The 24553-nt window shown below is 31.7% G+C and carries 24 protein-coding genes; 4 read left to right on the forward strand and 20 right to left on the reverse strand.

The window, feature by feature from the left end:
- Positions 1 to 10 precede the first annotated feature (10 nt).
- From K292_RS0103910 to K292_RS0103930, 5 genes are all read right to left on the reverse strand, one after another.
- The gene (locus K292_RS0103910) at positions 11 to 2005 is read right to left on the reverse strand and encodes a penicillin-binding transpeptidase domain-containing protein (RefSeq protein ID WP_027398729.1); all 1995 of its coding nucleotides are present in this window, start codon (positions 2003 to 2005) and stop codon (positions 11 to 13) included.
- A gap of 121 nt (positions 2006 to 2126) precedes the next feature.
- A complete protein-coding gene (locus K292_RS0103915) occupies positions 2127 to 2567 on the reverse strand; it encodes a hypothetical protein (RefSeq protein ID WP_027398730.1) in 441 nt (146 codons plus the stop codon).
- On the reverse strand, positions 2564 to 3517 hold the full coding sequence (gene rsmH / locus K292_RS0103920; protein ID WP_027398731.1) for a 16S rRNA (cytosine(1402)-N(4))-methyltransferase RsmH: 954 nt from the start codon (positions 3515 to 3517) through the stop codon (positions 2564 to 2566). The genes K292_RS0103915 and rsmH overlap by 4 nt, the downstream gene beginning before the upstream one ends.
- Before the next feature lie 11 nt (positions 3518 to 3528).
- Positions 3529 to 3960, reverse strand: coding sequence for a division/cell wall cluster transcriptional repressor MraZ (gene mraZ, locus K292_RS0103925; protein WP_027398732.1), 432 nt, complete (start codon positions 3958 to 3960; stop codon positions 3529 to 3531).
- A 262-nt stretch (positions 3961 to 4222) separates the two neighbouring features.
- Entirely contained in the window at positions 4223 to 4735 is a 513-nt protein-coding gene (locus K292_RS0103930; RefSeq protein WP_027398733.1) for a hypothetical protein, read from the reverse strand.
- Between the two features lie 204 nt (positions 4736 to 4939).
- On the opposite strand from K292_RS0103930, the gene K292_RS0103935 reads away from it, so the two are divergent.
- The gene (locus K292_RS0103935; RefSeq protein ID WP_027398734.1) at positions 4940 to 6142 is read left to right on the forward strand and encodes a hypothetical protein; all 1203 of its coding nucleotides are present in this window, start codon (positions 4940 to 4942) and stop codon (positions 6140 to 6142) included.
- Positions 6143 to 6283: 141 nt separating this feature from the next.
- On the opposite strand, the gene sfsA is transcribed toward K292_RS0103935, so the two are convergent.
- The 5 genes from sfsA to K292_RS17695 form a co-directional block, all read right to left on the reverse strand.
- Positions 6284 to 7039 carry a DNA/RNA nuclease SfsA gene (gene sfsA / locus K292_RS0103940; RefSeq protein WP_027398735.1) on the reverse strand — a complete coding sequence of 252 codons (756 nt, stop codon included), beginning with the start codon at positions 7037 to 7039 and terminating at the stop codon, positions 6284 to 6286.
- Positions 7040 to 7096: 57 nt separating this feature from the next.
- Positions 7097 to 8935, reverse strand: coding sequence for an asparagine synthase (glutamine-hydrolyzing) (gene asnB, locus K292_RS0103945; protein WP_027398736.1), 1839 nt, complete (start codon positions 8933 to 8935; stop codon positions 7097 to 7099).
- A gap of 252 nt (positions 8936 to 9187) precedes the next feature.
- Positions 9188 to 10399: an ABC transporter permease gene (locus K292_RS0103950; RefSeq protein ID WP_037372399.1), complete on the reverse strand. Its 1212-nt coding sequence runs from the start codon at positions 10397 to 10399 to the stop codon at positions 9188 to 9190.
- Between the two features lie 2 nt (positions 10400 to 10401).
- The gene (locus K292_RS0103955; protein ID WP_027398738.1) at positions 10402 to 11142 is read right to left on the reverse strand and encodes an ABC transporter ATP-binding protein; all 741 of its coding nucleotides are present in this window, start codon (positions 11140 to 11142) and stop codon (positions 10402 to 10404) included.
- Between the two features lie 12 nt (positions 11143 to 11154).
- A complete protein-coding gene (locus tag K292_RS17695; RefSeq protein WP_051280288.1) occupies positions 11155 to 12372 on the reverse strand; it encodes an efflux RND transporter periplasmic adaptor subunit in 1218 nt (405 codons plus the stop codon).
- 252 nt (positions 12373 to 12624) lie between these two features.
- On the opposite strand from K292_RS17695, the gene lgt reads away from it, so the two are divergent.
- Both lgt and ychF read left to right on the forward strand, forming a co-directional pair.
- On the forward strand, positions 12625 to 13386 hold the full coding sequence (lgt, locus tag K292_RS0103965; RefSeq protein ID WP_027398739.1) for a prolipoprotein diacylglyceryl transferase: 762 nt from the start codon (positions 12625 to 12627) through the stop codon (positions 13384 to 13386).
- A 46-nt stretch (positions 13387 to 13432) separates the two neighbouring features.
- Complete coding sequence (gene ychF / locus K292_RS0103970; RefSeq protein WP_027398740.1) at positions 13433 to 14527, forward strand: redox-regulated ATPase YchF; 1095 nt, start codon at positions 13433 to 13435, stop codon at positions 14525 to 14527.
- Between the two features lie 211 nt (positions 14528 to 14738).
- On the opposite strand, the gene K292_RS17700 is transcribed toward ychF, so the two are convergent.
- The 6 genes from K292_RS17700 to K292_RS0104000 all read right to left on the reverse strand — a co-directional run bounded on the left by K292_RS17700 (position 14739) and on the right by K292_RS0104000 (position 19618).
- Positions 14739 to 15338, reverse strand: coding sequence for a VanZ family protein (locus K292_RS17700; RefSeq protein ID WP_051280290.1), 600 nt, complete (start codon positions 15336 to 15338; stop codon positions 14739 to 14741).
- 74 nt (positions 15339 to 15412) lie between these two features.
- The gene (locus tag K292_RS0103980; protein ID WP_027398741.1) at positions 15413 to 16120 is read right to left on the reverse strand and encodes a FliG C-terminal domain-containing protein; all 708 of its coding nucleotides are present in this window, start codon (positions 16118 to 16120) and stop codon (positions 15413 to 15415) included.
- 283 nt (positions 16121 to 16403) lie between these two features.
- A complete protein-coding gene (locus tag K292_RS15915; protein WP_037372401.1) occupies positions 16404 to 16805 on the reverse strand; it encodes a WG repeat-containing protein in 402 nt (133 codons plus the stop codon).
- 1 nt (position 16806) lies between these two features.
- Complete coding sequence (locus tag K292_RS0103990) at positions 16807 to 17337, reverse strand: hypothetical protein (protein ID WP_027398742.1); 531 nt, start codon at positions 17335 to 17337, stop codon at positions 16807 to 16809.
- Positions 17338 to 17543: 206 nt separating this feature from the next.
- Entirely contained in the window at positions 17544 to 19073 is a 1530-nt protein-coding gene (locus K292_RS0103995; protein WP_027398743.1) for a hypothetical protein, read from the reverse strand.
- Positions 19058 to 19618, reverse strand: coding sequence for an RNA polymerase sigma factor (locus K292_RS0104000; protein ID WP_027398744.1), 561 nt, complete (start codon positions 19616 to 19618; stop codon positions 19058 to 19060). The genes K292_RS0103995 and K292_RS0104000 overlap by 16 nt, the downstream gene beginning before the upstream one ends.
- Positions 19619 to 20004: 386 nt before the next feature.
- Between K292_RS0104000 and deoC the strand changes: the two genes are divergently transcribed.
- Entirely contained in the window at positions 20005 to 20667 is a 663-nt protein-coding gene (gene deoC / locus K292_RS0104005) for a deoxyribose-phosphate aldolase (protein WP_027398745.1), read from the forward strand.
- Positions 20668 to 20858: 191 nt separating this feature from the next.
- Here deoC and ilvN (K292_RS0104010) read toward each other — a convergent pair whose 3' ends face one another.
- The 4 genes from ilvN (K292_RS0104010) to K292_RS0104025 are packed head-to-tail and all read right to left on the reverse strand — an operon-like array spanning position 20859 to position 24530.
- Positions 20859 to 21344 (reverse strand): acetolactate synthase small subunit, encoded by a 486-nt coding sequence (gene ilvN / locus K292_RS0104010; RefSeq protein WP_027398746.1) that lies wholly within the window; start codon positions 21342 to 21344, stop codon positions 20859 to 20861.
- A 5-nt stretch (positions 21345 to 21349) separates the two neighbouring features.
- A complete protein-coding gene (gene ilvN / locus K292_RS0104015; protein ID WP_027398747.1) occupies positions 21350 to 21820 on the reverse strand; it encodes an acetolactate synthase small subunit in 471 nt (156 codons plus the stop codon).
- A gap of 18 nt (positions 21821 to 21838) precedes the next feature.
- Positions 21839 to 23458 (reverse strand): biosynthetic-type acetolactate synthase large subunit, encoded by a 1620-nt coding sequence (gene ilvB / locus K292_RS0104020; RefSeq protein ID WP_027398748.1) that lies wholly within the window; start codon positions 23456 to 23458, stop codon positions 21839 to 21841.
- Positions 23459 to 23462: 4 nt separating this feature from the next.
- Positions 23463 to 24530 (reverse strand): branched-chain amino acid aminotransferase, encoded by a 1068-nt coding sequence (locus K292_RS0104025; protein WP_027398749.1) that lies wholly within the window; start codon positions 24528 to 24530, stop codon positions 23463 to 23465.
- Between the last annotated feature and the right edge of the window lie 23 nt (positions 24531 to 24553).

Genomic DNA, 24553 nt, shown 5'->3' on the forward strand with positions numbered 1-24553 from the left:
TATATAAGTTCTAATCGTGATATAAATACACTCCTGAACCCTTTGCGACATTTTCACCTGCTTTCGGATATTGATCTACAATAGTAAAATCAGCTCCATCTTTAGGACTTGGTGAAGCAATTAGACTTACGCCTAAATTCCCATATTTACTTTTTACTTCACTGTAAGTTTTCCCTGTGAAATCAGGTAAACTAATCAATTGTTCCTGCATTTTGTCAAGTTCTTCTTGTGTATATGTAGGTTTTATATTCAGATATCTCAATGTTTCTTCTAATATTATTTTCCCCCCCGGAGCTGCAGTTGTGCTTCCAAACTTAGTAAACTTTGGATTATCCACTACTACAAGAACAGTAATCTTTGGATCATCCATCGGTGCCATGCCTACAAATGAGGAACATGTCTGCTCACTGTAGCCCCCGTTTTTAGCCTTATTTGCAGTACCTGTTTTACCCCCTATTCTATATCCGGATACTTGCGCATTTTTGCTTCCGCCTTCATCTACAACTGCTTCCATAATAAGGCACATTTCTTCTGCTGTTTGTTTTGAAATTACTTGCCTTACAACTTTTGTATCATATTTTTCAATTACATTACCATCATTATCAGTTAATTCTTTTACTAATCTTGGCTGCATTAGCTTTCCTTCGTTTCCCAAAGATGAAATAGCAGTTATTAGCTGTATAGGAGTAACTGCTATTCCTTGCCCGTAAGACATTGTAGCAAGGCCCACAGGACCTGCAGTCTCTTTCTTTTGCAATATGGCATAGCCTTCTCCTGGATAATCTATTCCTGTTCTTTCTGTAATGCCAAATAAATCTAAATACTCAAAGTATTTATCCATTCCTAATCTTTGTGCAAGCTGGATGAACACCGGATTGCAAGAATTCCCAACTGCTTGTGTTAAGGTTTCTTCACCATGAGGGTTATAATATCTCCAGCATTTCAGTATAGTTCCTGCAACATCATAATATCCAGTGCATACAAATTTGTCTGCCAGCGAGGTAACCCCTTCCTCTAGAGCCATTGCAGTTGTAAGCAATTTAAATGTTGATCCAGGTTCATAGACATCACTTATAAGAGGATTTCTCCACATTGAATTCCAATAATCTATTTTTTTATCATCCGGTAGGCTTTCCACATATTTTGCCTTTTCAGAATCTAACGGAACTCTTGGATCATTAGGGTCATATTCAGGGGTAGCTGCAAGAGCAAGAACATCCCCTGTTTTAGGATCCATAACAAGACATTCAACCATATCTGCCTCTGTATTTGCTTGAACTGTTTCTATAGCTTTTTCAACAATATGCTGTATTACTTCATCAATTGTAAGTACAACATTCAAACCATTTTCAGCTTTATAATATTTCTCAACACCATAAGTAAGACTGTTTCCTGTCAAATCTGCACTCTTTATCCATCTTCCCGGGAGTCCGCTTAAATAATTGTTATATTTTAATTCTATTCCTGCCAATCCCCTGTTATCATCTGTTACACTTCCAAGTAAATGAGATGCAAAAGCACCCATTGGATAATACCTTTTTACATCCTCTGCGATTTCAATGCCGCTAATATTAGCTTCTCTTATTTTATCTGTCTTATCCTTATCAACATACTTTGCCAATTTAACAAGTAATTTATTTTGAGTTACAACTGACCGAACTTCTTCTTCATCCATTTCTAAAATTCCAGATAGGGTTTTAACTGCATTGTTTATATTTTCATCAGCCTTTGATGAATCGCTACCTTTTATCAGGCTTGGTCTTACCCATATGGAATGAGTTACTGCACTTATGGCTAATTCTTTGCCGTTCCTATCTAAAATAGCACCTCTTTTGGCAGGTATAGGTACATCTCTCGTCTGCTGCTCAATTGCAAGCTTCGCATATTTTTCACTTGCTACAACTTGTATCCAGCCAACTCTAAATGCAAGTCCTGTACATAATAAACAAACCATAACAAATACAAAAATCATTCTTCTTTTATTTTTATTTGTAGATGCTAACATCCAAATTACCTCCCAGTTAAATTAAGCTATGCTCAAAAGCCAGATTACTCCCTTATCTCATAATTAAGTTATCTGGCTTATGTTTGCAATATGTAGTTTAAAATATTATATTTTACCAAAGCTAATTATATGCCTGTTGCTTAAGTGCTAATGAAAAATCATCTGCTGGCTTTTTGTTTCCATCCATAAAAACTAATTGGTCTTGAGTAGGATGAATCATTCCAATCCTTGAAATTGCTTTTTCCTCAATAGTTTTTATATTTGATGCACTTTGAATTTCAACATTTAAAGTTTCAATTTCTCCAGCTATTACCTCATTTTTATTTGTAAGATTATTGATATTGTACTTAACCTTTGCAGCATAAGCTGTACATAATATCAATCCCACACAAATAATTCCCACAAATAAAGTAAACATCAGTATAGCTATCTTATCTTTTGAAGTAATTATGGAATTTGATTTTTTCTTTGAACTTTTAACTTGCCTTTTTCGTTCCACCGCATCAACGCTGTAAGGTCGCCTTACTCTTTGATACTCATAATTTTTTTCTGCTAACATCATAACCTTTCTTCCCCTTTAATCTTTTTTATCACTCTTAATTTTGAGCTTCTTGCCCTGGGATTATCTTCAAGTTCCTCTTTTGAAGGAACTATCGGTTTGCCGCTTATTTTCTTAACATCAGCTACCTTACCACACATACATACCGGAAAATCCTTTGGACAAGTACAAGGATTTGCTCTATTATTAAAAATATTTTTAACTATTCTATCTTCCAACGAATGAAAGGTAATAATACAAAGGCGCCCTTCTTCATTTAATACATCAATTAATTCATCTACCGCTTTTTCTAATTGCCCAAGTTCATCATTAACTTCAATTCTTATAGCTTGAAAAGTTCTTTTTGCCGGATGAGGTCCTTCTCTTCTTGCAGATGCAGGTATTGCTGCTTTTATAATATTTACCAATTCTGTAGTTGTCTCTATTTGCTTTTTCTGTCGCTCTTTTACAATAAATTCAGCAATACGAGAAGCCCATCTTTCTTCCCCGTATTTTTTTATTATTTCTGTAAGTTCTTTTTGAGAATACTCATTTATAACTTGTTCTGCAGTTAAAATATCATCTGAATTCATTCTCATATCCAGCTTAGCTGTCTGCATATACGAAAATCCTCTTTCATGGTTGTCCAATTGAAAAGAAGATACTCCTAAATCTAAAACAATACCATCAACTTTACTCAAGCCAAGTTCTTTTAATATCTTTTTTATATTAGAATAATTACTTTGTACAAAAATTTTTTTACAATTAAAATTTTCTAACCTTTTGCTAGCTGCATTTATTGCATCTTTGTCTCTATCAATACCTATAAGAATACCGTCTTGGTTAAGCTTTTCACAGATTCCGGAGGCATGTCCACCCCCTCCTAATGTTCCATCAACATAGATTCCATCTGGATTTATATTTAAATTTTCTATTGTTTCATTAAATAGTACCGAAGTATGCTTAAACTCCATGCTGATTTCTCCTATATACCATATATTTCCATTTGTTCTGCAAATTCCGTTGGTTCAAGCTTTTCACCAGCTTCAGCATTTTCCCATTCTTCTTTGCTCCAAATTTCTACTTTATTTAATACTCCCAATGTTACAAGCTCTTTCTCAATATTTGCATATTTTTTCAAGCTCTGTGGAATTGTTATTCTTCCTTGTTTATCCAGTTCACATTCCACAGCACTGGCATAAAAATATCTTACAAATGCTCTAGCTTTTACATCTGAAACGGGTAATTTAGATAATTTTTCTTGAAATTTAACCCACTCTTCCATGGGATAAATATATAAGCAATTATCTAATCCTTTTGTTAAAACACATTTATAACCCAGTTCTTCTCTAAATTTTGAAGGCACAATAAGCCTGCTCTTTACATCTATTGAGTTTCTGTATTCGCCCATCAACATTAGAGACCCCTCCACCATTTCATCGTGATTTAAAACCACTATACTCCACTTCACTCCACTTTTCAACTACATCATAACAAAAAATGGGCCAAAAGGTCCATTTTTTGTTTTTTATCATAATTAATAATTTAATCAATATCAACCGTACACTTTATATAGTGTGTAATCGAAATTTTATTCCTATATATAGTCTACATGTAGTTATTGGAAATTCTATCCTATTTTTTATTTTTCTTGCTAAAATTCTACATATTTTTTCATTTTATTCTTTTTTCCCCTTTATAAGAATAACTCCTGCCCATATTATTAAAATAGCAACAATAATCTGAACAACAATATGATTTATTGTATAGATCATATTTAAAATTATATCAGGTAAATTTATTAATTTTATAATTGTTCCCATAAAAACATTATTCCATAAAGCAAATAAACCTATGAATACTAAAATTACTCCAATAATATATTTTTTACTTTTAATATATTCTAAATCTTTATCATTAGATAGAATATTAAAAAGATAATCATCTTCTTGAGAATAAAAGTCCTCATCATCTAAAAATGTTCTGTTTATACAATCAAAAAATGCATAAAACCAAATAACTGGTGTAAGTAATCCTATGGTTCCTATTTTTAATAATAAGGTAATAGCCCAAAAACCAAAAAATAACCCCATAAAAGAAACCCCAAGTTTCATGAATCCATTATACATGTGCCCTGCTCCCGGTACAAAAGCAAATATCATTGTCCAAAATTGATTTCTTTTTTTTATCATTTCTTTAATTCCTTTCACTTAATTTAAATGTTTTTTACCAAATAATATTAATTTATAATTTTCTTCAATTTATAATAATTTTTTAAACTAACAGGGACATTAAATTGATTCTGTCATATAATATACCATACTTCACAAACCTCTTTACATAGTAAATATAATTTTAAATTTACTATATTACAATAAAAAGAGAGGTTTATAATTATGAAAAGACATAGAGTTCCTGGATCCTGTCTGCCAAACCGCAGCGGGCGTTGCTTAAGCAATATTTGTGGAACTAGTATCGATTCTGATGATCTTAACTTTACAAATCCACAATCTAATTTAGTATATATGGATAAAGTTTTTTCTTATAATAACGATACTAGCTGTCCACTACTTTTTAATCTTAATACAGGTGGTCCTCATGCAAAATGTTTTGTAACAAAACTAGAAACAATGCCACAAAATTGTTGCTGTACTCCATGTGAGATAAATAGCAATTCTATATTTAACATTGAAAAATCATATGTATTAGTTGAATATTTTAACACCAGACCTCCTGGAAATATTGATGCATGCCAAGTAACTGTAGATGGCCACGCAGTTGATAATGTTGAATACTTTAATGGTCAATATGTAGCGTCAACTGCTAACTTACTACCTAATATTCAAAAAAATCGCTGCATGGAAGAAGGTCTACCAACAAAGACATTTTTCCTAGTCAATAATGCAGGACCTTGGGATTTAAGAGCAAAATATGTTTTAGAAGGTACAGTAAATACTGATGGAAATACATGCTGCTTCCGTATTGAAATAGCAAATGCTCCTACTTCAGGAAATACTTGTCTACCTGAAGGATGTTTATCAAGCTTCGCAATACCAGACTTAAGTATACCTTGTAGTATTAATGGCACCTCTCCAAATATATTATTCCAATTTGGTGCTAATATTAATATGGTGAATCCAAGATTAGTAGTAAGCTGCAGAAGAAGACCAAGACCTAATAATGATTGCGGAAATCCATGCTGTGATGACGGCTGTTTCGATTGCTGTCCTGATAACAACTATACAATTTCACTTATTACAGGTTTAGCTGTGGAGCCTACAATTCATACAGAGGTTACTCGTAAAACTTTATTCTGCGTAAACGCTTGCGAAGGTATGTTACCTTGCGACGGCACATTAGCAGCTGAAGAAGATGAAGTTTGTGAAGATGTACGAAAGCCAGATTGTTTCTGCGGCACAAATTCAAGTGTATCCCCTATAACATCATGCGGATGCGAAAACAACAATAATTTTGTTGAAAGTGACTTCCAATTTAACTGTTGCTGCAACCGAAATAATTCTAGCCGATGCAGTCAAAACTCCTGTGTCCAATCTCAATCAAATTCTAGATTTAATTGTTGTAATGGATGCAGTTGGTAATATTAATAATTAATTAAACTTAAAGAGGTGCCAAAATAATTTTCTACATAAAAGTAGAATTATTTTAAGGCACCTCATTAAAATAATAACTATATATTTATATTAATCCAAATTTCATTAGAGAATCTATATACATATTGTTTATAATATTACTTTTACAGGCTTATCTACCCTTATTGAATCTTCAGTATTTATACAATCATAAGCTAAAATATTAACACCATATTTTTGGGCTTCTCTCAAGGCTATACCAAATTCGGGATGAAGAACATCATTAGGTTTAAAGTTTGAAACTTCTTTCATTTGAATTATAAATATTACATAAGCCAAATAGCCTTTTTTAACTGCGCCGCAAAGTTCACGAATGTGTTTTACTCCTCTTTGGGTGGGTGCATCCGGAAATTTTGCACAACCATTTTCTTCTAATGTACAGCTTTTTATTTCAACATATGCTCTTATTTGCTCTTCCTCTTTAGAATTTCTATCTTTTCGTGCTCCTTCTATATAAAAATCAAATCTTGAATCTCCAAAGGTTTTCTCAGTTCGAATATTATAATAGCCTTTATCAAAATTAGGTAATATTATAGCACCGTTTTCAAAGGCCTCTCCGGCAACTTTATTTGTTATTTGGCTGTCCATATTAACAAGCAAAACTTTTTCTTTCCCATTTCTAACTATAATTTTTTCCACTGCAACAAGAGAAAAACGTGTTTTTCGGTTACGGAGATTATCTTTAAAATCTTCTAAATATACTGTGGCACCTTCTATTAGCAATTCTCTGCATCGTCCGGTATTTTTTACGTGAACTACGTGTACTTTTGTATCTATTAAAACTTTTGCAAGAAAACGGTTTGGTCTTGATATAAAAGTCCCTTTTACAATTTTATTATATTTCAAAATTAACCACCAATCTAAAAAAATTCAAGGAGCCTTTTGGCTCCTTTTATAAATTTATTATCTCTTAATAAAATACTCTTGATACCATACTAAAAAGATATAGACGGTATAAATTTTTCTTGCATTATTTGTAATACCATTATAATGATCTTCCAGTAATTTTAATAATTTATTTTTATTGAAAAACTCAGATACATAGTCCGCCATAAAAGCATCTTTAACGATATTATAGTACTTTTCCTGTTTAAACCATATTCTTATAGGTACCGGAAAACCGAGTTTATAACGCGTTGCCCATTCGTTCGGCAATTTTCTTGCTGCGGCTTTTCTAAATACATATTTTACGTCATGGTCATTTACCTTATAATCTCCCGGAATTTTACCTGCAAGTGCCATCACCTCTTTATCAAGAAATGGGACTCTTAATTCCAGAGAATGAGCCATACTCATTTTATCTGCTTTAAGTAAAATATCACTTGGCATCCAAAGATGCATATCTAAATACTGCTTTTTGATTAAATCTTCGCTATCCTTTACTTTATTATAAAAAGGTCTTGTAATACTTTTTACTGAAGGTCCACATTTATAATCATCCGCAAGAATATCTACAGCTTCTTCTTCAGGGAATACAAGTGCTTGACCTATAAAGCTTTCTTCAACCGGCGTTCCTCCCCTAATTAAAAAATCGGTAATTCTGTTTCTACCTGTTAACTCACCTGCTTTTCTTATTGATTTACGAAGTCCAGAAGGTAGCTTTCTGTATTTTCTCATTAACGAAGAAATATTATACCAATGATATCCTCCAAATAGTTCATCAGCTCCTTCGCCTGATAAAACAACAGTTACATATTCTGAAGCCATCTTAGCTAAAAAATACAGAGGTACCGCTGATGGATTAGAATGAGGTTCATCCATATGATACTGTATAGTACCTAGAACATCAAAACATTCATCAGGACTTATAACCTTTCTGTGATTTTTTATCCCTACAATCTCACTGAATTCTTTTGCATACATAGTTTCATCGAAGTCGGGATTTTCAAATCCAACTGAAAAACTGTGCTCAGGATTTTGAAGAGCCGCAATATAGCTTGAATCCACTCCTCCTGAAAGGAATGCTCCAACCTTTACATCACTTATCTGATGTACCTTTACAGATTCTACTACTTCTTTCTCAATGGCATCTACATAATATTCCAATGAATTTTCCTCTATTGTAAAATCTGCATCATAGAACATCTCTATATTAACTTGTCCATCTTTTACTTCCATGTAATGTCCCTGTGGAAGTTTATATACATTCTTAAAAAAGGTTTCTTCAGTTGCAGAATATTGAAATGTCAAATATGGCTTTAAGGCATTTTTATTTATTTCTTTTCTAAAGCTTGGATGTTTTAAAAATGATTTTATCTCACTTCCAAAAATAAAGGTACCATCATCGCCTTTGTAATAATATACTGGCTTAATGCCAAAAAAATCTCTTGCTGCAAAAAGACTTTTTTCCTTCACATTCCAAATAGCAAAGGCAAACATCCCTCTCAGTTTTTGTAATAGATTTTTCCCATATTCTTCATAACCATGCACTAAAACCTCAGTATCTGTATTACTCGTGAAAACATGACCTTTTTCTATTAAATCTTTTCTTATACTCTGAAAATTATAAATTTCTCCATTAAAAACAAGAGCAAGCGTTTTATCTTCATTATAAAACGGTTGTGTTCCTGCATCTGACAAGTCAATGATAGAAAGTCGCCTAAAGCCTAACGCCGCATCATTATCTGCATAAATCCCCTCACTATCAGGTCCTCTATGAACAATGGTTTCCAACATATTTTTCATAATATTTTCTTTTTCGTTCTTCTGTATTTTATCTATAAATCCGACAAACCCGCACAACTTAATATTCCTCCTATTTTATCTATTGATTATTTATAATATTTTAACTAGATATTAATTATATATTATTTTATATTATTTTAAAACCTTTAAAGAATAAAATACAAATTTTTTATAAAATATTAAATTATAAAATTCTTGAGGTTAATTATTACATTAATTTATGCTATCTTAATATAAACATTATAAAGACTTTACTTATCCTGCAAATTATAGGGATTTATAATTTATCTATGTTAAAAATCTACTTTACTATTCATATCTTAACGCTTCGATTGGATCTAGCTTTGCGGCTTTTCTTGCCGGATAGAGACCAAAAAACATACCTACAACAGCAGAGAACACTACTGCTATTATAATAACCATAGGATTAATAACAATAGAAATTTTAGCAAAACTCATTCCAATTGCAGCAATTCCTATTCCAAGGAAGGTTCCGATAAGTCCTCCAATTGCAGATATAATCATAGATTCAATTAAAAATTGCTGTAAAATATCTTTTGTTCTTGCTCCAAGAGACTTTCTGATACCTATTTCTCTTGTTCTTTCAGTAACAGATACAAGCATTATATTCATAATACCTATACCTCCTACTATTAGAGAAATAGCAGCTATAGCACCAATTGCCAGAGATAATGTTCCTAATATTTTATCCATAGTCCCTTGCTGCGATTGAAGGGTTTCAACTAAATATAAGTCATTTGGTTTATCTTTTATTCTTGACAAATAATCTGTCAACTTTTTACCAATAGTAGAAATATCTGCTTTATCGGTAGCATATAAATCAAGGTAACTTGTAGTTCTATCCACATTCTCCAATATAGTGTATGGAGAATATGCCGTATAGGAATCACCGCTCATCATACCTGAAAAAATGCTTTTTTCCACCTCATATACCCCAACAATAGTTAAATCTTTTGATTCATCAGAAATAGTCAAAGGAAGGGTCTTTCCAACAACATCCGTACTGTTAAAAAAGTACATAGCTGCATCTTTATCAATAACAATACGATTTTTTTCACCTTTAACATCTGACTCATTTATCATCCTTCCCTTTAATATAGTCATCTTTTTATATTTATTATAATCTGCTGCAACTCCTTGAATATCAAATTTACCATTAAGACGTGCAACCGTAACCTTAGAAGAATAACTTACAGAAGGTGCAATATAAGCTATTTCATTAGAAAACCTTTTTTTAAGTGCCTCAATATCTTCGGGAGAAATTAAATCTGAGTATTCAACAGAATCTTCAATTAATCTCCAATTTAAATATATATATAAATTATTCTTACCATAATTATCAAATTCTTTTCCTATTACAGCCTTTGCACTATCACCAATAGAAGTGATTGCTATAACTGAGCTGATTCCTATAATTATGCCAAGCATAGTTAAAAATGAACGCATTTTATTTGTTTTTATAGCGTTTAAAGCCAACTTCAAATTCTCTAAAAAAAGCATAATTAGGCCTCCCTTTCTTTAGAGCAGTAAGCTCTTCCATTTTCTGTCATCTCATCACTTTTTATTTGCCCGTCCTTAAAAGTAATAATACGATCAGTAAACTCAGCAATATCAGGCTCATGAGTAACAATAATAACAGTATTCCCCATTTCTCTATTTAATTTTGTAAAAATTTCCATAATTTCAACAGAGGATTTAGAATCTAAATTTCCTGTAGGTTCATCTGCTAAAATAATAGGAGGCTTATTTGCTAATGCTCTTGCAATAGCAACCCTTTGTTTCTGGCCTCCTGATAATTCATTTGGCATATGACCCCATCTCGATTCTAAACCAACGCTTTTCAAAAGTTCTAAAGCTCTGAGCCTTCTTTCTTCTGCACCTATCTTACCGTATACCATAGGCAGTTCAACATTTTTTAAAGCACTTGTTCTTGAGATCAAGTTAAAAGATTGAAATACAAACCCAATCTTTTTATTTCTTACAAGGGAAAGTTCATCGTCATCTTTTTCTCTTACATCAATACCTTCAAGATAATAGTGTCCCAAGGTAGGGCGGTCTAGACATCCCAAAATATTCATAAATGTAGATTTACCAGAACCCGATGTGCCCATTATAGCAATAAATTCTCCTTGGTCTACTGTAATATTTATCCCTTTTAATGCTTCAACCTGAATATCGCCGTTTCTATATACTTTTTTTAAATTTTCAACTTTAATAATCTCTTTTCCGTTTAAATCTTTCATCCCAGCACCTCTCTATTCCTGAGGCATTGAAGTTACTTCCATGCCATCTGTCATGTCAAGAGTAGGACCAAGTACAACCTTATTTCCCTCTTTCAACTCACCGGAAGTTACTTCTACGTTAAAATCTCCTTCCGTTCCAAGTTCAACCAATACCTTTTTTAACTTATTATTTTTAACGACCATTACAGAATTTTTCCCCGTATTTGGATCAGTTAATATTGCATCAATAGGCACTGTAAGTACATCTGTCTTCTTTTCAATTGAAATATCAGCTTTAGCTGAAACACCTGCAAATAAATCTTGATTTCCTTTATTTACATCAATGGTTACAGGAATTACCATTTCTTTAGATCCACTTTCTTTAGTTTCACCGGTAGGCGATATCTTTGATACAACACCGCTGACGTTATTTGGGCCAAGCACCTCAGCACTTATTGTAACAGGCTGATTAAGCTTTATCTTATTAATGTCATATTCACTTATTTTTACTTTCATTTGTAAATGATCTAAATCTTCTATAACAAACATTGGCTCATCATTTGGAGTATCATTTGCAGCTCTTCCCTTTGAAGTATTCACTCTTGTAACTGTACCATTTATAGGACTTTTTATTTGCGTCTGAGCTAATTCGTCAAAAGAATCCACTGTAATTTTATCATTTTCGTAAGTTGTTCTTGCACTTATTAAGTCTTCTTCTGAAATGGCACCTTGAGAATATAAAGTTTGTGAAGCATCATATTTAAACTTAGATTGTTCAAGATTCTTTCGTGCTTTATTGTAATCAGCTTCAACTGACTCACTATCCAAAACCGCAAGAACTTGCTCTTTGCTCACCTTATCACCTTCAGATACCAATATAGATTCCACTTCATAATTTAAAGAAGTAGAAATATTAGCTGTTTCAGCCCCTTCAATTATACCTTTTATACTTACAACTTGTTCAACATCCATTTTTTCAGCACTGCCCGTTGTAACATTAATTCCTTGTACTTCATGTGGCATTAAAACCTTGTATGCTGCAAATCCTATAATTAATAAGACTATAATTACAATAATAACCTTTTTTTTCTTAGATTTTTTTATTTTAGGCATTTTATCTTCTTTATTCTTTTTTTTTAAAAACTTTTTTTTAGGTTTATCTGAATATGTATTTATTTCTTCGGCTTCTATTTCTTTAGTTTTTATTTCTTCTTTTTTTTCTTCTTCATGCTCTATATTTTTCTCTAACATAATACCTCCTATTGATTAGATCCCCTAAGTTTTTACATTTAAATATAAACTCAACATAAACTATAACGAATTATATCATACTTGCTGTTAATATTTTCTTAATTTTTTATTAACTTTTATTTTCTAATCATTTTCGTTATTTTTATACAATTTTTGGATAAAATATAAGTTATACTGTGCATTTAATAAATTTTATTGTATAATATATAGACTTATAAATAGTTTTCATTTAATAATTATAAGGAGGATTTTATGGGAACACCAAATCCAATCGCTTTTACAATCTTTGGTATGGATATTATGTGGTATGGAATTATCATTGCTGCTGCAATGATTTTATCTGTAATAATTATTTCTGTTCGTGCACCAAAACACGATTTTACTGCTGACAAAATCCTGGATTTTGTATTAATCTGTATTCCTGCAGGAGTGATAGGAGCAAGACTATACTATGTTATTTTTAAATGGGATTATTATGCGTGGGATATTGGAAAAATAATTAACATACGAGCTGGCGGCCTGGCCATACACGGAGGTCTTATTGTAGGCTTTATAACTGCAGCTGTTTTATGTATAGTTTGGAATTATCGTCCTCTTAATTTATTAGATTTAACAGTTCCTGTGGTAGCACTTGCTCAATCTATTGGACGCTGGGGCAATTATTTTAACACTGAAGCTCATGGTGGCCCTACTAATCTGCCTTGGGGTATTATGGTAGATGGGCAAAAGGTTCATCCTACTTTCTTATATGAATCAATTTGGTGCTTTCTATTATTTTTAATATTAATTTTTGTAGATAATCGCAGGCAGTTTGAAGGTCAAACATTTTTACTTTACGGTATTTTATACTCAATCGAAAGATTTTTTGTAGAAGGCTTAAGAACTGATAGTCTAATGCTGGGCACTATATTTAAACAAGCTCAGGTATTAAGCTTAATTATTTTAATCGTATTTATCATTGCCTACATCTATTTATGGCGAAAATCAAAATACAAAGGACGAATTTTTTATTAATAAATACAAATGAAAAATAGAATATAACTAGCAAAAGGAGAAAAAAATGAAATTAGGTATAGTAGGTCTTCCAAACGTTGGAAAGAGTACACTTTTTAATGCAATAACAAAAGCAGGAGCAGAAGCAGCAAATTATCCGTTTTGTACTATTGAACCAAATGTAGGTGTAGTAACTGTCCCCGATGAAAGATTAAAAGTTCTTACTGATATGTACAAGGCAAAAAAAACAATCTATACTACTATTGAATTTTATGATATAGCTGGTCTTGTAAAAGGTGCTTCAAAAGGTGAAGGGCTCGGCAATAAATTTTTAGGACATATAAGAGAAGTAGAAGCCATAGTTCATGTTGTTCGTTGTTTTGATGATCCTAACGTTGTACATGTGGACGGGAAAATAAATCCACTTTCTGATATAGAAACAATAAATATGGAACTTATCTTTTCAGATATGGAAATTATAGAAAGAAGACTTCAAAAAACAAAGAAAAATTTAAAAGGTGACAAAAGCCTCCAGTCAGAAATTGATATTTTAGAAAAAGTGAAAGTTAGATTAGAGGAAGGATTATCAGCCAGAACACTTGATTTATCAAAGGAAGAACATGACTTTATAAAATCCCTTGACTTACTTTCATATAAGCCTGTAATATATGCAGCAAATGTTTCAGAAGATGAAGTAGCTTCTTCTGAAGAAAATGATTATGTAAAAAAAGTTCGAGAATTTGCAGATACAGAGAATTCTGATGTAGTTGTAATTTGTGCAAAAGTAGAAGCTGAGATTTCAGAGCTTGAAGAAGAAGAAAAATTAATGTTTTTCGAAGAGCTGGGAATAAATGAATCCGGATTAGACAAATTAATTAAAGCATCGTATCATTTACTTAATCTAATATCATTTTTAACTGCAGGTGAACCGGAAGTTCGTGCATGGACTATAAAAAATGGTTCTAAAGCACCACAAGCTGCAGGAAAAATACATACCGATTTTGAAAAAGGATTTATACGTGCAGAAACCATTGCATATGATAAATTAATAGAATGTGGTGGTAACTTAGCAACAGCCAAAGAAAAAGGACTGGTTCGCTCCGAAGGAAAAGATTATATAGTAAAAGACGGAGATGTTATTCACTTCCTGTTCAATGTATAGTATTTTTATTAAAATTCAAAACCCCTTGGAATTGCAAGATGACGGTATATTCCAAGGGGTTTATCGTTTTTTGATTTACTTAAATTTACTTATCGTTTCTTTAAAAAACTTAAATTTTCTTTTTTTACTGCACCATTACTGCACCGATATTATATTATGTGTCTAAATTATCTAACGAATAAAGTAATTTTTATGAAAACAATATTTGCATTTATAAATCTTGTTCAAATTGTATAACAATACCGGATATATTGAATATATAATCCCAAAATTTATCAAGACTTGAGTTGTCATATTTCAATAGTTTTAAAAAGGCTTTTGAAAATACTTTAAGAATACAAAATCCAATAATAGTTCCTATAAAATTACATATAATATCATCTATATCTATAAACCTAAAAGTAAAACCTTTCGAAATAGTTATTGCAATTATAAATTGTAAAGATTCAATTATCAATCCTGAAAAAATAGCTGCAATTATTATCTTTTTCCAATTATTTATTTTTGAAACAAAAGGCAACCCAAATCCGAGAGGCATCATCATTAAAATATTATAAAGGGATTCTTTATTTAATATACTATCAAATGGAATTAAATTTATGCTTTCGAATAAATTAGCCTCATACCAATCTGAAAAGATTGGAAAAGGAAACAATGTTAATTTTGCAACGTTAAGAATATATAAAAACATAATAAAGCAAAATAATATATAAATATTTTCTCTTTTTAGCTTCAACTTAAAAATTAATGCAATAATAATAAAAATAATAAACCCAATAATAACTGTTAATATGTCAAAATCAACTAACATTTTTATCCTCCATATAAATACTCCTTAATTTAATAAATTAAGATTTTTAATTATCATTAAATTGTAATCCTATTTTATGTATTACTTGTTTCCATAATTTCAGCCTGAGCTTTTTTAATATCACATAAACGTAAATTGTTCATATTCCCCATTACTTCTTCTATTCTTATTCTGTTTTCCTCCGATAAATTTTTCATAATAACTTGAAATGTCTGCCATTTGGCTGATTTTAAAGCTATCGCTAATGTATCTATTTCTATTTCTCTTAATAAATCCTGAAGAACTTTTTCAGGAAAAACAGATAATTCATCAAAATCCGAAAAAGCAGAAACCTTTATCCTCCTTATCTTGTCTTTTTCGATTTCCATACTCTTATTCTGAATTTTTTTAATTTCATTGTAGAAATAATCTTGAAAATCATCACCAAACCATGCTGAAAGTTTTAAAATCAAATTAATATTAGATTGATTTTCAAGTATCTTTATTACCCCATCTGCAATTACAATCATTTTCAAAAAATACTCACCATTGACATTTATTGAAAGAATATATTTTTCTGTATATTCTTTTATATCTTGTGTCTTCCAACCTTGAATGATTCTGTAAAGACAATTTTTAAGAAATATATCAGTCTCATTATATATAAGTTCTTCTAAGCATAGGAAACCATTTTTACGTGCATGCTCAGCATAATATAAAATTTTCTTAAAAACTTCTAATGCCTGTTCCTTTTGTTCAATTCCATAAGGTAGCCTATTAGAAATATACTCATAATCAAGCAAAATAAATTCCTCCTTTTTATTACAGCACTCTATCTTTTCTCTTTATTTTCCTGCACTTTAATATTCTCTTCATTAGACAACATGATCAAAAAAAAACAATATGAAAAAGCAGGCGAAAAATTGCCATAAGCTTACTAAAATCCCATGATTCACTCAAAGGTGTTGATTTTCAAAATGATAATTACAATAACTATAGAAATGCTTATCATAATTAATAACCTAAGAACATTAGAATTTCATCAATAAAATTCTTGATTGTACTATAATTTATCCTCCAATGTTATCAAAAGTTTTTATTACAAGGCTTAATAAGGGTTCCTTTAGAATCTATATATCCATATTTGCCTCCATGCACTTCTAATCCCCTTAAAAGCCAATCATGCCCTTTTGGTATACTTACTACGCAGCCCATAATAACCATAGCCTTCCCCTTTTGAAAAGGCATAGCAAAATCCCATACAGGTTTAATAACTACATCGCCTGTTCTTAAGTGAGCAAAACCCCATTTTCCTTCCACAGAAAATTGTATCAAACCGTTATCACAGTCACTAGGAGGGCCCGGATATTCCTCCCAAAGAGATGTGGTTAATTTATTGGTTTCATCAACAGCATATACTTTTACTCCATCAGTTTTACCCTTCATACATAGCATTGCTTCAGAATTACATATCAAACAGTCTTTCATATCAAATACTCCTTTTAAATGTTGCAAGTGAATAAGCTTCATAAGGGAAATTACAGTAATAATTCCCTGCAATATGTTCTTCAAATTCATCCTTATTTCTTTGGTATATAATCATATATCCTATTTTTCTAAGTATTGCAAAATCTCTTTGCATAGTACGAGATGATAAATTCGAATATTTATTCTTATACCATATAGCAGGGTCATCATGCATGTCTGCTTCCCTCATAATTGTCGTAAGCCTTATTAATTTTTCAAGGTACACTTTATGCGGTTTATATTCAGGATACTTGGGGTTGGGATCGTTACATACAGCATTTTCACCGTTAATTGGAATAAATGCATCTAATCTTTTTGAATAACGTATATGGATTATATCACCTTGCTTTAAGAGAGAAATATCTCTTAGTATTGTTTTTTTACTGTAGGGCAATAAATCAATAATTTCTTTTAGAGAAATTTCTCTGCAATATCTAAAAAGATGAAAAATAGAAAGTATTCTTTCTGTCTTTGATATTTCTTTTTTCCTCAAATTTTTCCTCTCCTTTACTTTACAGACCCAGTATATCATACCTATTTTTTTAATAAAAGACATACTATTTGTCAGCTAATTATACTAACATTTTTGTATCTAATTTTTCAGAGATTAAAAATGGACTAAATGCTGACATTTAAATAGCTGTCAATATTTAATCCATTTCTTTATTAAATAACAATATTTCTCTTTAATAATAATTATTATTTCTCTTTGACCTTAACAATATTGCCATTAATCTCAATTGCTTTTATATCTTTTATGAGTTTATCGTTTATATACTGCTTTTGCCACGCATTTTCCTTATCTTTTGGAATAATCCCATATAGCCCCTTATAATATACTCCCTTATAATGAGTCAGACTTGATATTTGTTCAAATTCTTTCTTACTTCCATCTTTCATTACAGCTTTTACCAAGATATCTTCTTCCGGAATTGTCCTATTATCTTTATCTTTTTTTTGTTCCATCCATTCTCCTTGTAATGTAATCCCTAAAGTAGAAGCACTTATCCTTGTTATCTTAAGTTTACCGGCTTCAATATTAATAGTAAAATCTGTATCTGCACTCTTCCATGACTCTTCTTTTTTAAACGTATAAGTAAAATTCCATCTTCCATCAGATATAATCTTTGGCAGCTCATATTTTACTGTAGGAACTAAGTACGGTAAATCTTCTTCTGTAATATCTTCAAAATATGCCACTGCGAAGGTTCGCTCTGATGACGGAGTATTACTCTCACTGTAATGATTTGATCTGTAAATTTTACCGGTACGACTATCTTTTAATTCTGAAACATATACCGTATTACGAACAAATGCACTTATTGCTGAGTCTATTGAATTATTTCCACCCTCACTTGATTCGATATACGTAGCAATACCAAGTTCACCATTAATAAATCCAATTCCTGCAAATTTTAGATTCGGATATTTTTCTGACAGAGGCATTTTTACATTCCCAGCCAATGAACTTTGAGATTGAGCTTGCTTTTCAAATGAGCCATCAAATGAATCCTCTGTTAATGTATCTGAATCACCTGTTTCTATTCTAATAGGATGTACCGCAAACCGCTTCGCTAAGTCTATATCTAAAATTTTTTTCTGTATTTGATTATAAAAAACACATCCTGCATCTATATTTAATGTTTTTCCTAATATTGACTGAAATGATGATATATTATAACAATATGCAAGTTTATGATTATTATCCAGCATTTTAATCATAACATCATTCATTGCCTGCTGCCCCTTAAATGATGAATTAAGATTAAATTCCAAACCAGCCACATCAGTACTTTCAGGAAAAGGTTCCCCGTTCTCTCTTTCAAAATATACAATTACATTTGCATCTTCTTCCCCTGCGATAACCTCAGCAAGTGTCATTTTCACACCATCAGAAACCTGACTATCCAATACTCTGTCAAGTCTATCTTCTGGTACCGCTGAATTTTTACCAAAAAAGTCTTCCAAGTACCACTGATGAATTGCAAAAACCGTTCCACTTAAACATAATACTAAAATTGCTGCAACTGCAACTTGTATTCTTTTCCTCTTAAATTTATACCATGATTTCCGTTTTGGTGCTTCAGAAATTTTCTTTTGTGTAATAGAAAAAATCCTTTCCATATTTGCACCCCTTGATAAGTCATAAATTTCTTTTTCCGCTAATTCCACCTCTTCAATCATTTCAAGATTTATATTTTCCATAAGATCCACTATTTTACGTTCCATTCTCTTATCCCCCTTGTTTCTATATCAGTCTGAAGCCGTTGTCTGACTCTAGCAAGCTTAGAGCTCACAGTCTTTTCATTCATTTGCTTTTCTCTTGCAATATCCCTTACCTTCTCCAAATAAAAATAACGTCTTAGGAAAATTTCCTTTTCCACTGCATCCAGATTATTAATTATTTCCCATAATGCCGACGCTGCCTCCTTTTCCATAAAACGGTCTTCTGCTGACGGATAAAAAATAATTTCCTCATCCAAATGGTCACTTAATTTTCTATTCTTATCTCTTATAGCATTAAGTGTGCGGTTCCTGGAAATAACACCAATCAAATTTTTTAATTTTCCATGTGATAAACATAGTTCCGGTCCTTTCTTCCATACATTTGTAAAAACATCTGAAGTAATTTCTTCAATATCCTGTTCATTTAAGATTCCGTACGATACCTTTGAGATTACAGCAACCACATATTTACCATATTTTTCAAAGAGCTCCTTAAGTGCATCTTGATCTTTACGGCAAATCCCATCTAAAATTATTTTGTCTTCCATTACAACACCTTTCTCATCCTAAAAAATCCCCTTCTATATATAAATAACACCGTACATTATTATAATCCTGCAATATTTTAAAAAAATGTTTATTCTATCAATAGTAAAAACTATGGAAATAATATCCTTTACTTTAAATAATTTTTTAATAATAAATTAAAAATAAAATATTAATAGTGATTTTAAAAAAATTTTTATTTAATAGAAATTATAAATTTGATATTATTTTTTTTGAATATTTTTATTTTATAATGTCAACACTTTTGTTATAGGATAATTTTACTAGTTTAGCAGATTATTTAATAGATTAGAATTATTAAATATGCTAATATAAATTATATATTAACGTATTTATAATTGATTAATTTAAATGATAGGAGCATATAATGAAAAATCTAAATCAATATTTTGATCACACAATGCTGAAAGCTGAAGCAACAGAAAATGATATAAAAAAAATTTGTAATGAGGCTAAAGAGTATGAATTTTATGCAGTCTGTGTAAATTCATCTTATGTCGAAACAGCAAAGAAGGAATTAAAGGGGACTAAAATAAAAGTTGCATGCGTTGTGGGATTTCCTCTTGGTGCTTGTACTACTGAAGTTAAGGGCTTTGAAACTAATTGGGCTTGTAAAAATGGTGCAAATGAAATTGATATGGTAATAAATCTAGGTGCATTTAAAGATAAACGTTACGATTACGTTTTAAAAGATATAAAAGAAGTAGTTGAAGTTGCAGAAGAATATAATGCTATCGTTAAAGTAATTTTAGAAACTTGTTTATTATCAGATGATGAAATTATCAAAGCATGTGAAATTTCAAAAGAAGCAGGTGCTGCGTTTGTAAAAACTTCTACAGGCTTTAATTCTTCAGGAGCAACTGCTGACCATATAAAATTAATGAAAGATACAGTAGGAAATGAAATGCAAGTAAAAGCTTCCGGTGGAATTCGTACTCTTGAAAAAGCATTGGAAATGATAAATGCAGGTGCTGACAGAATTGGCAGCAGCTCCTCAGTATTTATTATAAATGAAAACAAAAACTTGTAATTTTAATTATATATTAGCAATATAGCTTTTTATAAAACCGAAAAATATCATATAACAATTATATAACAATATTTCCTCCTTTTTATAATATTAGTACCATGATAAACCTTTATAATGATTCTATCATTTAAAAGGATATCATGGTACTTTTTTTATACTTTATTAATTTAAAAGTTTTCAATTGACTTTAATTAAACTATATCTGCTCCTTTTGGAAGTGCCACCGTACCTGTTCGAGCAACTTCTTGAATATTATATCGTGAGAGTAATTCAATTAAAAGATCAATTTTATCAGGTCTGTCGCACATTTCAACTGTCAAAGTAGAATGCGAAATATCTACAATTTTAGCATCCATAACTTTAGCAATATCAATTATTTGACTTCTCTGCTCTTCAGTTACTTGAACTTTGACCAAAATGAGTTCCCTTCTAGTTATCTCACCTTGATTTAATTTTCTTACCTTTATAACATCTATTTGTTTATTAAGATGTTTTGTAACTTGTTCTGCAACATAATCATCCCCTTGAACGACTAACGTAATTCTGGAGATATCTTTATCTTCAGTGGTTCCTACCGCTAAACTGTCTATATTAAAACCACGTCTAGCAAATAATCCTGCCATTCTTGACAAAACACCAGCTTTATTTTCCACTAATACTGAAATGGTATGTTTCATATGCATTACCTCTTCATCGCTACCACGCCTGTTTTTACAAGCTCTATTATTCCATAAGGCTTAAAGATTTCAATCATCTGACTGATCTTACCTTCAGTTTCTAACGCTTCTAAAATTAAACTTTCCGTATTCATTTCAATCACTCTTGCATTGCATGCATTTGCAACTGTTATAATTCCTACTCTATTATCGATATCTGCCTTCACTTTCATAAACAGCAATACTTTGCTAACCATATTTTCAGCCTGAATATCATCAATAGAAATAACATCTTCTAACTTTTCCAGCTGATTTATAACTTGCGCGATTACAATATCATCACCTCTGACTACAACAGTAAGCCTTGAAAAACGTTCATCATGTGTAGAACTTCCAATAAATGAATCAATATTATAACCTCTACGCCTAAACAACCCCGAAACTCTGCTGATCACACCTGGCTCATTTTTAACAAGTGCGGATAATACATGTCTCATAGATATGCCTCCTTATATCTAAATTGATGGTTCATCTTCATCTACAATACATTCCAATAAAAATGTACCTTTATGATTAATCATCTCAGAAATAGCTGCTTCAGCATCATCCATAGAAGTCACTCTTCTGCCCGGAATACCATATGCACTTGCAATAGCAACTGCATCAGGGCTGCCTGACAAATCTACTGCTGTATAATTACACTTATAACTCTTTTTTTGTATTTCTCGAACTAACCCAAGCTGTTCATTTCTCATTACTACAATTTTTATATCAACATCATGCTGGCAAATCGTTCCAAGTTCCATCATCTGCATTTGAAAAGCACCATCTCCACAAACAGCAACTACACTCTTTGTTGAATCAGCAATTTTTGCTCCTATTGCACAAGGAATAGAATAACCCATAGTACCCATTCCTCCGGATGTTAAAAATCTTCCTGTCCTTATATCACAATTAGCAGCTGACCAAATTTGATTTTGTCCTACATCGGCACAATAAATATGATCATCAGGAAGAGCCTTTGAAAGCATATTTACGAAAGCTTTGGGATTAATTCCAAACTTTCTAGGATCATAATCCAATTTGACTTTATTCTTACACTCTTGTAGCATTGAAACCCATTCTTCGTTTGTTCTCTTTGGTGTGCATGATAAAATCTGTTCTATTACCATCTTTGCATCTCCTACAACGGGAACAAAAGTATCCATGTTTTTGCCAATCTCCGCGGGGTCAATATCAACATGTATTATTTTAGTTGTCTTTCCTACTTGTTTTGGAAGAAGCACTGCCCTGTCTGAAACACGAGCCCCGATTAATACAACTACATCTGCCTCTGAAATAGCTTGATTTGCACATGATTTGCCATGCATTCCAAGCATGCCCATATATAAAGGATGAGACGTAGGTATTGCCCCAAGTCCCATCATTGTACATACAACAGGAAGATTTAAAGTTTCAATAAATATTTTGGCCTGCTCCTGAGCTTCCGCGGCAAAAATTCCACCGCCTAAACAAACCAATGGTTTTTCTGCATTATTTAAAGCCCTCATAACACGTTTAATCTGACCAGCATGCCCCTTTATTGTAGGCTTATATCCTTTTATATCAATTTTATTCGGATAAGAATAATCTATTTTTTGATTTTGAATATTGACAGGAATGTCAATCAATACCGGTCCCGGTCTGCCTGTGGATGCAATATGAAATGCTTCTTTTATTATTCTAGGTAAATCTGCTGCATTTTTTACTAAATAACTGTATTTTGTAAAAGGCTCTGAAGCACCTGTCATATCTGCTTCTTGAAATACATCTCTGCCTAATAAATCACTTGAAACTTGCCCCGTAATAGCTATCATTGGAATACTATCCATATATGCTGTACCAAGAGCAGTTATCAAATTCATAGCACCCGGTCCCGATGTTGTCATACAAACTCCGGGTCTTCCCTTAATCCTAGCATAGCCACTTGCTTCATGCCCTGCATGCTGTTCATGTCTAACCAAAACATGCTTTATCTTTTTAGAATTGTTAAGCTTGTCATAAAAAGGAGCAATAGTCGCTCCAGGGTAGCCGAATATAACCTCTACCCCTTCATTCTCTAAGCTTTTTACAATTGCTTCTGCTCCTGTAATCATTTTTTTATACCTCTACTACCCAATTATATTTATCTTCTTCTTTTCCTAGCTGAATACCTGAAAGAACATCATATAGTTTTTGAGAAAGTTCTCCTATCTTTCCTTCATGTATTGTAATCTTTCTGTCTTTCCAACAAAGTTCACCAACGGGTGAAATAACTGCTGCTGTTCCTGTAGCAAAAACTTCAGATATTTTTCCTTCATCATAAGCTTTATAAACATCATCTATTGTAATTCTTCGTTCAGATACTTTTAGACCCCAATCTTTTAACAAGTGAATAACAGAATCTCTTGTAATTCCTGGAAGAATAGTCCCTTCGATAGGTGCTGTAATTACCTCATTATCAATAACAAAGAAAGCATTTGAAGTTCCTATTTCTTCCACATACTTTCGTTCTACACCATCAAGCCATAAAACCTGAGAATATCCTAGTTCATGAGCTTTTTCCTGAGACTTTAGACCTGCTGCATAATTTCCGCCAATCTTTGCAAATCCAGTACCACCTTGTGTTGCTCTTACATATTCATCTTCCACGAAAATTTTTGTAGGCGCAAGACCTTCTTTATAATAAGGTCCTACAGGAGAAAGAATAATCATAAATAAATACTCTTTAGAAGCTCTAACTCCTAAAAATGGCTCATTTGCAATTATAAACGGTCTTATGTAAAGAGATGTTCCTGGTTTTTCAGGTATCCAGCCTTGATCTACTTTTACAACAGCCTTTATAGCTTCTACATAAAGCTCAGGATCTATAGTTGGAATACACATTCTTATATTTGTATTATTTGTTCTCTCTGCATTTTTATCAGGTCTGAACAGCTGAATCTTGCCATCAGCTGTCTTATATGCTTTCAAACCTTCAAACATTTCCTGCGCATAATGAAATACTGAAGCTGCCGGATCCATTGGAATAGGAGCATATGGTACGATTCTTCCATCGTGCCAGCCTTTTCCTTCTGTATAATTCATAATGAACATATGATCTGTAAAGACATTTCCAAATTCTAATGTATCTGGATCTGGTTTTACTTTTTTATTTGTTGTTTTAGTTATTGGAAAATTGTACTTCATTTTTATCACCTTACCTTTTCTTT

Origin of the sequence: Anaerovorax odorimutans DSM 5092 (assembly GCF_000426305.1) — a bacterium.
Classification (GTDB): domain Bacteria; phylum Bacillota; class Clostridia; order Peptostreptococcales; family Anaerovoracaceae; genus Anaerovorax; species Anaerovorax odorimutans.